The 13519-nt window shown below is 41.1% G+C and carries 7 protein-coding genes; 3 read left to right on the forward strand and 4 right to left on the reverse strand.

Annotation, left to right across the window (positions count from 1 at the left end; genetic code table 11):
* Positions 1 to 57: 57 nt before the first annotated feature.
* Positions 58 to 825: a hypothetical protein gene (locus U0033_RS04260; RefSeq protein WP_072364193.1), complete on the forward strand. Its 768-nt coding sequence runs from the start codon at positions 58 to 60 to the stop codon at positions 823 to 825.
* Between the two features lie 237 nt (positions 826 to 1062).
* The gene (locus U0033_RS04265) at positions 1063 to 1527 is read left to right on the forward strand and encodes a hypothetical protein (protein WP_072364194.1); all 465 of its coding nucleotides are present in this window, start codon (positions 1063 to 1065) and stop codon (positions 1525 to 1527) included.
* Positions 1528 to 1546: 19 nt separating this feature from the next.
* Here the strand turns inward: U0033_RS04265 and U0033_RS04270 are convergent, their stop codons facing one another.
* A complete protein-coding gene (locus U0033_RS04270) occupies positions 1547 to 1861 on the reverse strand; it encodes a hypothetical protein (RefSeq protein WP_072364195.1) in 315 nt (104 codons plus the stop codon).
* 137 nt (positions 1862 to 1998) lie between these two features.
* Here U0033_RS04270 and ltrA point away from each other — a divergent pair, with 137 nt between their 5' ends.
* Positions 1999 to 3204 carry a group II intron reverse transcriptase/maturase gene (gene ltrA, locus U0033_RS04275; RefSeq protein ID WP_083571758.1) on the forward strand — a complete coding sequence of 402 codons (1206 nt, stop codon included), beginning with the start codon at positions 1999 to 2001 and terminating at the stop codon, positions 3202 to 3204.
* A gap of 450 nt (positions 3205 to 3654) precedes the next feature.
* On the opposite strand, the gene U0033_RS04280 is transcribed toward ltrA, so the two are convergent.
* The 3 genes from U0033_RS04280 to U0033_RS04290 are packed head-to-tail and all read right to left on the reverse strand — an operon-like array spanning position 3655 to position 13505.
* Positions 3655 to 4026 (reverse strand): hypothetical protein, encoded by a 372-nt coding sequence (locus U0033_RS04280; protein ID WP_072364196.1) that lies wholly within the window; start codon positions 4024 to 4026, stop codon positions 3655 to 3657.
* A 5-nt stretch (positions 4027 to 4031) separates the two neighbouring features.
* Entirely contained in the window at positions 4032 to 12734 is an 8703-nt protein-coding gene (locus U0033_RS04285) for an RHS repeat-associated core domain-containing protein (RefSeq protein WP_143150872.1), read from the reverse strand.
* An 18-nt stretch (positions 12735 to 12752) separates the two neighbouring features.
* The gene (locus tag U0033_RS04290; RefSeq protein ID WP_143150873.1) at positions 12753 to 13505 is read right to left on the reverse strand and encodes a hypothetical protein; all 753 of its coding nucleotides are present in this window, start codon (positions 13503 to 13505) and stop codon (positions 12753 to 12755) included.
* Positions 13506 to 13519 lie beyond the last annotated feature (14 nt).

Here is a 13519-nt window from a genome sequence, read left to right on the forward strand (position 1 = left end):
ATGCTTGGGCCTCTTGGGCAAGCCTTGCCAAATCCATTTTAATTATAAAATCAAAGCATGCTCGGTAATTTTGAAATTAGTTTCTTAGGAGATCAGGAATTGTCATTCGAGGCCAATCCAGTAGGATTATCCTACATGTCACTTCTAAAGGCAGCAAAATTTATAAAATACAAGCGGATCGATATTTGCATAATAAATCGATCTGAGACACTGTTAGAAGTGGAAGGAATTGATTGTTCTTTGTGTCAGGTAAATATCAATTATGATGTAGACATCTATAAAGGAAAAGATATTGAGACAAAACGAAAGATCCTTTATGAGATTATATTTTACAGCATGGATTTTCTTGCTACTAAAAAAGGCTGGAACCTCGCCTTTCTAGCGGAAGTTAAATTGACTGTTATCAATCACAATTATATCATTTTTACCCCTTATAGAAAACCGGTCAGGAATGAGAAACGTAAGATAATAGCTCAATTGATAGTATTTTTGGATATAGGAGTTGGATATTTTAAACTCAATATTTATGATTATAATATGGAGTTAATCAAAAGTATTGATTTTTATAAAGTACATCCGCATCCTATTATTTACGATTGGTTCTTTACTAAAATTTTATGGGTAGAAGAGAATATATGTAGGGTGGCGGATTTGGATGATGAAATCTTATTTGACATAAATATCGACGATGAAACTATTAATACGCATTTTGTACCTAAAGGAAGATCATTGGATATTTTACATAGTGCGATTCTGGCATTAAAGTATGACACGCCATGGGAGGATAGACAGAAGTATATACGACAGATGATTCAAGGTAGTTAAAATAAGGAAGCTGTCTCAATAAATGGAATGGGTTTGTTAGGAACAGCGAATTAAATTAATACACCATTTACACCAACTAAATTATCAGATATTACAATGGGGTTAATATCACGAATAATGACTGCTGCAATAGGTAATCAAAGGCTTTGCCCCGAATATTAAAGTGTTAGTATGAAATCTTTTTTATAAATTATCATTATAGCAATCTTTTGTTCATGCAGTGCAAGCAGAAAGGGAATGCAGAACTATTACTATGTTGAGCCTTTTAAAGAGCAGGAAGTAAATCTTTATTTAAAAGGCGACTCAACATTTATTTTCCAAGACTTGACGGGATGTAACCAATTTGAATTTACAGGTAGATACAAGCAAATAAATGACAGCACGGTGAGTTACTTACTTTTTAGTTCAGTCAAACTTCAAAATGTTTTACCGAACTCCAACAATGATTTAATTTTTTCTGTTCAAGATGGTGATACTGCTTGGATAATAAACAGAGATAGAATTTTTATTCATAAGCAACCATTTATAGCAACATCAAAAAGTACAATAAATCTTCAGGAGATTAGGTATAAAAAACTGGAAGAATACTACATAGGTTTACTTGGCAAAGAAGGCTTTTTAAGAGTGTTTGGTGACGGTAGCAAAAAAGAAGCAAAGAAAAGGTTGCTTGATTGTAAACTTCCTGATATAAAAATTAGATAACTACTTCTACTTTTATAATTTAGGATGAGTCGTTATTAAGCTTCTCTAATCCTCTCTGCTCCTGCCTTATCTTGATTTGGTCAAGCACTTCATCAGGAGAAAAACTTTTCTTCGAATAGACTCTTATTATTATATCTCGTATATCATATGCACTCAATAATGGATATTCATTATTATACAAGATTTTTTCACTTAGTATAAAATGTAATGCCATTATTACCAATACCATATGATGATGCCACGCCCTCCATCCTCTAACCTGATATTCACTCATACCTGCCTCCTGCTTTGCATCCTGGAAGGACCTCTCGATAAAATAGCGCTGAGATTGCATTCTGACCAGGTCAGCAAGTTCAAATTCATCTTCATATGCATTGCTAAGGGCATATTTATATCCAATATCTCCTGAAGGGATCTTTGTCGCTCTTATAATTAATAAATGTTCTCTATAATCTTCACTCTCCCCGTCTCATGTATAAACTGTCTTCATCTGCATTTTTTTATAAAGTCTGCAAAATCGTTTCTGAACTTTTCTGTAGCATCCTTATTTTCCTTCCACGATTCGGAATTCAGTACCAACCATACCACGCAAAACCAGTCAGAAGGGTATATATCCCTAAAGCGGATGGCAAACAACGGCCAATAGGAGTTACAGTTTTAGAGGATAAAATAGTCCAAAGAGCTACTGCTATGGTATTAAACGCTATCTACGAGGCTGATTTTCTGGGCTTCTCTTATGGATTTCGACCGAAACGTAGTCAACATCAGGCTTTGGATGCTGTGTATGCAGGTTTGTTGATTAAAAGGATCAATTGGATTCTGGATGCGGACATTCAGAACTTCTTCGGGAAGGTAAATCATGGATGGGTACTCAAGTTCGTTGAACATCGAATTGCTGATCCCCGAGTCTTACGATTAATCCGTAAATGGTTGAATGCAGGAGTCATGGAGAACGGAGTATTATCATTTGAAGAGGATGGAACGCCACAGGGGGGATCGATTTCACCCTTAATTGCTAATATTTATCTTCACTACGTACTCGATCTCTGGACACAAAATATGAGAGAGAAGCAATTGAAAGGTGATGTAATAGTAGCTCGCTATGCGGATGACAGTATTACAGGCTTTCAATACAAAAGTGAAGCAGAGTACTATTTACAGGATCTAAGACTGAGACTCGCAAAATTTGGATTATCACTGAATGAAGAAAAGACGAGGTTATTGGAATTTGGTAAGTATGCAATTAGCCGCCGAAAAGAACAAGGATCGGGAAAACCGGAAACTTTCAATTTTCTAGGGTTCACCCATATCTGTGGGAAAAGCCGTAAAGGGAAGTTTACCATCCTCCGATACACGATTAATAAGCGGATGCGGAGCAAGATGCTTTCAATTAAGCAGCAACTTAGAAAACGCATGCATATGAAGGTCAGTTTAGTCGGGAAATGGCTAACGAGTGTACTGACCGGATATTTTCGATATTATGGAGTATCCGGAAATATCGGAAAATTAGATCAGTTTCGTTATGGAATTCTAATGCGATGGTTTAAAATACTAAAGCGTAGAAGTCAGCAACGAAGACTAAGTTGGTCCCAAATGAGCACTATTGCTAACCGATGGCTACCTCGCCCCAAGGTCTACTACAAACATCCGCTTTCACGAATTGGTGTCACTACCTGAGGTAGGAGCCGTATGCGGTAATTCTGCACGTACGGATCTGCGCAGGGGGTGCGAGGTAACTCGCATTCCTATCGCGACCAAACTTTTCATTATGCAGATAGCATACTCAATACCTGAAGAATCCTATCCTCAAAGTTGCTTTTCTACTGAAGAAATAGAATGTCTGGAACAGCAGATCGAACAGTTAGAAGGCAAAACGGATAAACTAAAAACCCATATACATCTTCCGATCTGAGAAGATATATATGGGCCATAGCCAGATTAGGTGGCTGGAAAGGCTATCTATCTGAACGTAAACCCTGCATCACCACCTTTTGGATGGGGCTGCAGAAATTTACTGCAGTCATGCAAGGCTGGATTCTTTTTAGAGATGTGTCCAGACGGTAGGTCATTGACCGGGGTTTATTTTTTACGATTGATTGTAATATCTAATCTAAAGACTTTATTAGTTTAAGAATAGTACTTCACCACTTTATCAACAAGCTCAATGTTTTCTGCAATAATATAAAAAAAATCGCCCTCCTCATTATTTAATTTAAAAACTGTAAACCCTATTTCAACACGATATTTCTTATTTAAGTTAATCGCTTCCTCTGTACCTTCAATGACTTGTATAAGTAATTTATTCGTATCTGCTTTCCAATCAATATTTCCAATAATTGTAAAAACATTTTTAAACCTCATTTCAAAGTTATGAAAGTAACTAAAATCCTCACTGGCAGCAATTATAAGCTCTTTATCCCTAAAAGATAATAATGATAATTCCAAAAAGGGAAATTCTATTACCTTGCTATTTATTTTGTCAACTATATCTTGAATCATACTGTTTATCCTTTTAATGGAATATGAGTATCGTTTGCAGCTTGCTTGTTATCTCCTGTTTTCAAATCTCGTTCTTTATACCAATTATTCTTATCATCCACATACTCCCAACCAAATCCTTGACCGTTACTATCGCTTCCTTGTAACCTTCTTGCTACCCTATAAGTCGTACCATTCCTAGAATTTGATCCTTCTGGCGCATTTTCTTGCTTCGGATGTATCCTGACTTCATAATCATACCCACCTTCCGACCACTTTTCTTTAAACTTCTCTGGTAAATATACCAATCCTTGACGATTTAAAGCCTTAGTCAATAAACTACGTGCCTCAGACACTGGTGTAAATCGACCATCCACGCCAGGTAACATTCCTCTACTAACTAGTTCTGTTTTATACCGCCAATCATTCCACGAAGCAGTTCCATCCAATAATCTTTGTTTCACCCCCAATAAATAATTATCGGGAAGTGTAATGGGATCATCTGTGATAATTTCACCTGGTTTATACTTCTCTGAACCTTTTCCCACATCTGAAGAAGAAAAAAGTCCCTCGAAAAATATGACCCAAGGAGATGCTTTTGATGCTAATGATACTATTTTTCCTGCTGTCCTTGTCTTTTCAAATAACTTTTTAAGAATCTCATCACCATCTTTAACTCTATGAGGATCTGGCGCTCTCGTACCTAGCCTATTATTTAATGTAGTTTTTCTTTGTGATACCGCCCCTATCTCATTGCTATTTCCACTTTCTAAACCATCTATATCAATATTTACTATAGGACTATTACTTGCATACTGATAAGGGGTTAATTCCGGATACTGTTTCGTAATAGGGTCTACTGAAAGGAACCTCCCCACTCTCGAATCATAAATTCTCATCCCATAATCCTGCTCATTCCCCTCTCCCTTCACCTCATTATCATTCTCCTTCCCATTAAACCCATACCTATACCCCTTCGCAGCTATCCCATAACTCACCCCATTATCACTACCCAAATCTGCATTCGTCTGATCCACCGTCAACGTTCCAAACTCATCTCCATCCCCACTCGCAAATTCATCTTCGAAACTAATGCTTTCACTCGCCATATACGTCGCCGGCGTATTATTCGTACGCTGATTCACAACTAGTGTGGCTGGAACCGTCTCTCCATTCTTGATTAAACTGCTCGCTATATTCCTTCCCGTCCCAATATGGCCTCCTCTACCTGGCATCAACATTCCAAATGGATAGTAATCCTGCGCATTGACGATCACCGCATTGTAGTGATCCACTGTAGAACTATTCAGCGATACGCCCAGTTTACGGTCGGAGACAACTGCAAGCACATTCCCCAGGTGATTGGTCAATTCAAAGAACTTCTTTCCTCTTATGAAGGTAATATTTTTTCCGTTACCTAATCCGGTCATGCCCGTAACTGCTGGTGATGTCTGATCCTGCACATTTATAGCCAATGTTTGCATGCCTAACCGGCTACTGCCATATAGGTTGGCTTCCGCCTGACTTAACTGACCCTGATTGACCGTTGCATCATTATAATTATAGACACTCAGTATATTCCCTGTTGCATCACGAACATACCAGGTCTGAGTCGTATCATTGGTTTTACTGATGACCGCTTTGCTGATCCGGTTGCCAGTCACATCATAAGTATACACAATCGCTGTACTGTCGTGCTTATATATTTTTGATATCTTCCCATATACATTCCAACTGATAAGGTCTGCACCTGAACGACGGTCTGCCATCATATTACCAATACTGTCGTATTTGTAATTGTCATACCCCTGATTATCAATATCATTGCCATACCTACGCTCATTAACGGTATCCCGAATATATGCCAGCTTATTAGTACCCGGACGGTAGTAATACGTCATCGAATCCATGGCCAACGGAGCTCCGGCAAAAGTATTATTACCATTGCGTAAATATCTCAGGATGTTACCATTCGCATCATAGTTAATCTTTTCCTTAAAATCTGGAAGTGCAGTAAATGCATTCGTCCAGGAATTGGTCAGGCTATCTAAGCCCTTATTGGCTGTCATACCTTTAATACGGTTCAGCACATCATAAGAATAGCTGTACTCCAGGGCTGTACCCAAGGAAGGCGTATTCTGGCTCATCGCAGCAATATTGCCATTAAATAAGCGCTTATTACCAACTCCCCCGGCAAAAGGCATCACTGCTGAATTCACTGGCTTGTAGTCATTATTTCCATAATAATGGTTAGCATAACCAAATACATCCTTCGCAACCTGGCTTCCCGAAGCGCCATCACCTCCTATATCGAAGGAGGATGTGCCAGCAGTACCATTGATACCCTTTAACCAACCTTCAAGGGTGTAAGCATTGTCTATGCCCTGCACCTGTTGCTGACCGATTACCGTACGGGCAAGTGCTCCATGCCTGTAATATTGATAATAGGCATCGTTTTCCCAGAAAACACTATCACGACTCGTTTCTACATTCGTCAACCGGTTCAATGCATCATAACTGTAACGGTGATAGTACGCATCCTTCTGACCAGGTTGATAACCCACCCAGTTCACTTTTCCACTGATGAGGTCATATTTGTACCCGATCTTCTTCCAACGGTTGGCAAACCTGCTCAATGCGCCCTGTTTATAATCATGTAACAGTGTTTTCACGTTACCATGAATATCATAACTGTAGAAAGTGGCAACTGAAAACTCCATCGCATCCTGTGCTGCCGCATCATTGAAGCGTGCCATCCAGGAGACCCGGTTTCTCAGGTTCTCAGGTAAAAGGTACTCTGGTGGTAGTAACCCATAGGTTATATCATAATTAGTCACTGCAATATCCGTTCTTGTAGACTTAACGGCTGACAACCAATCTGCTGCTTTTGTCGTATCCCGGCTGATAAAATCATTCATAGCCACGGTACTTGTGAGCTCTCCCACCTCTTTTGTCCGACCCAATGCATCATATTGAGTATAACTATACTTGTTTTCTCCTATTTGTTTTGCATTCTGGGAATAAACTAGTCTACCTAAACGATCATACCAGTAATTCGTAATGCCATCATCCGGAGTTTTCTTTGAAACAACCTGGTTGAGTGTATTATACCTGTACTGAGTCGCCATTTTGTGTGCAGGCACTAACAGCGTACGATTCGCACGCGCAGCTCTTACTTTACCCGCCCAGGCATCAGAACGATCAATCACCACTCCTGCAGGAGGAATTGTTTTGATTAAATTACCTGCCTGATCATAATAATATAAGGTATAATGATACTCGCTGCTCGTGTAAGTCAGGGTGAACACCTCACGCTGCCCACCAGCTAAAGCTGTGTCAAGGTACTCTTTCGCAAAGTTGCCGGAAAGAGAATCCCTGTAAGCCTTATATTGTTCAGTTCCCGCCATAACAGCATGATTCTCCGCATCCGTACAACTATTCGTCGTATCAAGTGTAACACTGTTAAATACAGGAGTGACATTACCGCATAGTAATGGACCGTTATGAATTGTACTACACGTTGGGTAAGCACAACTTATTATAGCACGGTTGATACTATCTTTTAAATTACTTACTGTAACAGGATAATTCGAAAGATAACCGTTATTCTTAATTGTAATTAAATAACTTGAATCCGATGTCCAGGTAGTAGTCCTGTTTACATCCATACCAACACTGTCCACCCCGGTTGTAAACACACTATCCAGGCACCCCACTTTATTAACTCCTTTACTGATCATCAGCATGCTGGAGTCTCCATAATTACCTATTGCTGCATATGTGCCATCAGGGCGCTCTATCACTCCATGGATGTCTGTTCTGACCTTTGTATTGATCATATCAGCCCATTCCATATTCGTATCAGATCCTAACTTTTGCCATAACACACGGGATGGCGTTGTGCCATAGTTCTGTACCGCCATAATACCACCATCAGATGTGGGCGCTATAGGCATCCACTGCGTTGGAAGGACGCCAAACGGGTTTCTGAACTGCTTTGAGAATAAGATATTACCTGTGTTATTGATCCCAACAACTATGTTGGCATTTGTCTGCGGCGCTGACCCGGATTTCCAAAAGGTAGCAGTAAAGTTGAATAAAAATCCTTTGGATGTTTTAAATAACTGCGCAGAATAGCCTTGCTCCGCCCGACTGGATTGTTTGTTATAAATAATGGTTGAATTGGGAATGACGTTGCCCGTCGATAAATATAGTTTGGTCACTACCATATTATACATCAAGGTCCCGAAAATATTCGCAAAGGAACATCCTACCATCACCAGTGTGTCTTTATTCTGTACAATTGAATAGCCTTCATTCCCGCTTCCTTTCAAATCCAGTAAATGTGCCCAACGTGCATCTCCATTAGGTTTCAATGACACTACAAGACCATTGACAGAAGAAAGGGTCTGATGCCTTAATGCCATGACGTATCCACTATCTGTCTGTATAATATCCTGGCCTGTTATACCTTTTTTATCATTTAGGACCTTACTCCAGCTAACATCACCATTAGACTGTAATTTTACAATAAATGCAGAATTAACGCCCCCTACGCCAGTTGTACCCAGTACAATATAGCCGCTATCACCAGTAAGGCGGATTCTGTTGAAATAGTCGTTACCTCCATTACCATATGTCTTTGCCCAGCTTACCTGCCCTGTTGCGGTCGTTTTCACGAGATAGGCATCATAATTCCCTGAAGCATTTTTGATTTGTCCGGCGAGCAGCATACCATTATCAACGGTGTTGATAATATCATAAAAGACGCTACTGTAACTATTCCTGGTATAAGTTTGAAGGGTAGAACCTGTATTGGCTGTAGTACATACCGCTATAGAATCCGTTTTTTGAGACAATGCACACGTATCCCTGAATGCCAGATATTGCCATGCCTGGTAATTGTACCCTGTGGCATTGTTCATGTATGCCGCAAACAACTTGTTCTTTTGCTGCTGCAGGCTGCTCGTATCTTCATAGGCTGGTGCCAGACCCGGATAAGTGGCATTGTAATTTGCATACAATGTGGAGAACTCCTGGCAGCTCACACAGGCAGGTGCTGTATTACACTGCATCAATGGTGGTATCGTAACTGGCGAAGACAGGTACTTACAACTGGATCCGGCGCTGTCACAAGCCTGCTGTAATAGCCGCACCTGCCCTTCTGTCAATGAGGTGCCTCTTGTGCGGTTCAGGTACACTGTCAAAGACGTATCTGTTGACCTTTTGAATGCCTTGTATTCAACATTCAGTACGCGCAGCTTCTCACATTCACAATCTGTTGGCTTTGCATAGGTCACCTCATCATAATTTGCGCGTTGCTTGTCATAAGCACCCGGAGCAGTGATCAGCAGACCGTTACAATTTACATTATCAGTAATACCTTTTTCCTGGTTATAGGCCGCCAGCACCTTCTGAAAACTGTTGTCCCCTGATGGCGTGCTGCTCGAACCAAATAAATGATGCTCATCTGAACCTGCCATACAGATCGCTTTCAGCTGTGGAATCACCTTCGCTCTCAGTTCCGCTGTATCATAATACGTACAGGAAGCTGTTAACTGGCGGATCCACGCATTGATATAACTATTACAGTTGGATTCATAGCTCGCCTTCACATCTACATTCACTGAATCTTTTACCTTTGATGTATCGCCGCTGGTCATATAACTGTAACCAGCCATGGTCAGTGCACTGCTCGCATCCATAAACCGAGGGGTCTTGGAATCGACGATCAGCTGGTTGGTGGTAGGGCTACAATTGGCCGCCATCACCAGGCTATCTATTAAGTGATCTTTATAGGCAAGATATAAGCTGCGGAAATTATGCCAGATCATATCCTGATCTCCCGCACATAACCCGGAAGAAAATGCTTTCGCAGGGGTATTATAGGTCGCTGCACAGCTGGCGGTCAGATCACCACATTTAGTCATAATCGCTGCTACACTGTATAAAGACAAAGCATTTGTGCCTGTACCACCTGTATAGTTCTCTAATTTACTTTTTAAGGGTATCATGACAGACAAAGGGTCTATATTTCCTGTCACTACTTTAAAAGGGAATGACACACCATCTCCTATTGGATTGAGATAACCTTTATCAAGCGCTTCAGCATATGTATCAACACCTTCAAAGGCTCTGTCCCATTGTAATGCCTTTTCATAAGAGGTATATTTCAGGTAACGGCAGTACTCAGGGTGGAATTGTACCAGCGCTTTCGCCCAGGAAGGTTTGAAGTTCTCCGCAAATGCCTCTGCTGACAATGCCTGTGGCCGCACATACACACCTGCTGATTCATCATATACACTATCTACACGTCCATTCTCGTCCAGGTAGGTGATTGTCGGAAGCATGTATTTAGGCAGCGAATCTGTTTTATGATAAAAGATACTATAAGCATACGATGAATCGCTTAACGTGGCATACTGACCAGAAGGAGCAGAAACGTCTTCCAGCATGATATCCAGTTTTTCTGTCGCAGGAGAGGTCGTACCACAGAGTGCATCACAGGCGGCTACGGCATCGTTGTAAGCGATAAAGGCAGCTGTGGAGTCGCCTCCATAATTTGCCTTGAAAGTGATCCAGTCACCTACTGCCGCACGACATCCTGCACAGGTAGGTGCACAATCTATCTTACTTACAAGGCTACGTTGTGCCTGGATAAATTCGTTCAGCGTCTTTAAACATTGCTGCTGCAGGTAGATGCTGTCACGATAAAATTCCAGTGCAGCTCTGCTTACTGTGAGGCGTTTGGTGACCTGGTAGCTGCCTTTGGGTAATTGCAACGCAAACGCAACTACAATGGAGTCCGGCTTAGTACAGGTAGCTATGATCGAATCCGGCTTGTAGTTGCGGACAAGTTTATAGTAATTCTGGTGATTGAGTTCATCAGTCACTGAGATTTCCAGGTCATACAATCCATTATAACAGATGGTGTCTGTACCACATGGTTTACGCAGTACCGGCGGTTGCAGGGCGTACCTGAAAGATTGTGAATACTGAGGACCATCAACACTGATCAACAAACCACGGGTACTTTCCAGTACCATCCCGTTCACACTGTTACTACCTGCTCTTGAAAGCGTATCTACTACTTTAAACTCAACATTGGACTCAAGATTGTCAAGATCCGCACTGTCAGCTTTACCGGCTAACGCCGTCGCTATTGTACGACCATGCATATCTACATAGGTGATCGACATCTGCCCATTGGCATCCTGCACCCCATTTTTGAAGTAATGGGTAATATCACCTGCCTCAGTTCCAAACAGTACATTCAGGTCGTTATCACTCGGAGAAGCATAGAAATATTTGGTTTCGTGGTTGCTGCCTAATTTGAATACAGGCCCTACTCCACTCTGCCGGCTAACCCGGCCTGTTCCATCCTGTGTATAAGAAGTTTCTGTGAAAGCATAACCACCTGCATCGGGAATGTATTTGTTTACACCCTCGTTCACAAGTGGATTGTTAAGCGAATAATATTGACTGGCACCACTACCTGTAGACATTGCAGGGGCACTTGCAGTCGCAAAATCAGCAGGAGAAGACAGATTGTCATACAGACTCTTATCGTAAGGAACGCCATTTAAACCCTGGTTAAAATTGGCGGAGTACCTGATAACCGTATTCAAAGTTGGGGCAGGCATCACTTTGATCACCTCTCGACCTTGGTAATCATATAAGTTCTCTGCTACGATTGTCGTATTGGTCGTGTTATCCTTGGTAACAGTCTGCCGGTTACGAAGACTTCCATCGAAATAACTTACGGTTACATTTCGCTTACCCTCTTCTGCAAAGGCTATATTGGATTGCCAGTTCAAGGCGTTCTGATGACCAACAAAAGAAAAACCTGTCAGTGGATTTGCAAAGTCCGAACTCCACAATGTCTCTTTCCGGAAATCATTCTCCAGTACCTGTACCGCTCTTATTCTGTAGAATAGGATACCCGGACCCTCGAAGAGCAGGGGAATACGATATTTATACCCGGTGTTATACCCGGGGATCGTTACCCGTGAGGAATTGTTCTTAAAGACCAACGCCGGATCTGGTTGAGCAACTGGCCCATATCTTCCGGATAATAATGCGGATGAATCTATGAAAGTCCATTCCAAATCATATTCATCGGCACTTGCAACAGGCGTCCATTGGACGGTCACTTCATCTGTAGAATCTGTATTAGGCGTATTCTCATGACTGATCGATTTGACCGCATCACTGGCACAATCCATGACGTACACCGCACGAACCTCCATTTCATTTTCCAGTAAAAGGGCGTTCATCACCTTTGCACTTTCACGTGTGATAGTTAGCCCCAATACTCTTACTGTTACTTCGTGGGCATTATTAAACACAAAGCTGTTACGACTCGTATAAGTAGCCGTATCTGTGTAGTTAATAATAAGCGTCTGCTCCAGAGAATCGTATGCTGCATCCGGCCGTTTGTAGGTGATTCTAACCTTGACGATGGCTGTAAAAGAGTCAGGCAAAAGCTGTGTGGAATATTCATTTATATGGAAATGAATGATGTTTCGCGTAGAATACCGGGAGTCCAGTTTCGACTTATCTGCATCCAAAAAACCGGCATCCCTGACAGTAATGAAGTTATTCTGAACTAATTCATTCTTACTCCCGTCCAATACCTTACTTAACATACCTACCTTCTGTGCGGAAGTAGTTCCTGCTATTAAAAATAACAGGAGCAAGGGAAGCCATTTATATATTTGTTTAAGCAAAACTTGCATCTTTTTACTTTATGGGTTAGGGGTTGACAATACTACCTGATAATCACTAAAAGCACTAGCAGGCTTATATTCAGCACCTTCTTTATAGAAATATTGCTCCTCTTTAAACCTGGTATCTTCCGGCTTGAGCGGATGATAGTTAGTAAATGTGGTACGTACAAAAGCATATTCATCATACCCCTCTGGCATATTGCCCTCCTGCTGTGCAGCAGGATCTAACAATAATGTAGATTTTAGCAGATATTCAACGGAAAGTAAATGATGTGCTGCTGTATCAATCTGCATGATCAGGTTCTTGCAGGGACTACCGGGTAAAAATGTAATATCAATAGTCTTGACAGACTTTTTACGGCTTACCTTACATTTCTCCGCACCGGATTTTACAATCATCGACTGCATGTTTGATATAGGGTCGACAGCTGAATCTGGCCTGGCTATTGCCAGCAAGATCAGTTTATCTTCACGGAAAACAATAATGCTGTATCGGTCATTCCGGATAGATTCTGTACTGTCCATGCGACAATAATAATTATTACCGCCTATCTCTATACTTCCGCTTAAAGAGTCCAGGAGGATAGCAGGCTTGCTTTCATTTGCATAGGTATATTTTATATCAAAACCATAGGGAGTCGTTTTACCGGCTTCCATGATATATTTCAATGAGGCTATTGCATCTGCTACCGTTGCCCGATCCTGCGCCCGTAGCGAATGTGCTAACGATAGACAGCACATTGCCATTATAAAAAATAAAACACGTTTCATATCTGCAATAATTT

Source organism: Chitinophaga sancti (assembly GCF_034424315.1).
GTDB lineage: Bacteria > Bacteroidota > Bacteroidia > Chitinophagales > Chitinophagaceae > Chitinophaga > Chitinophaga sancti.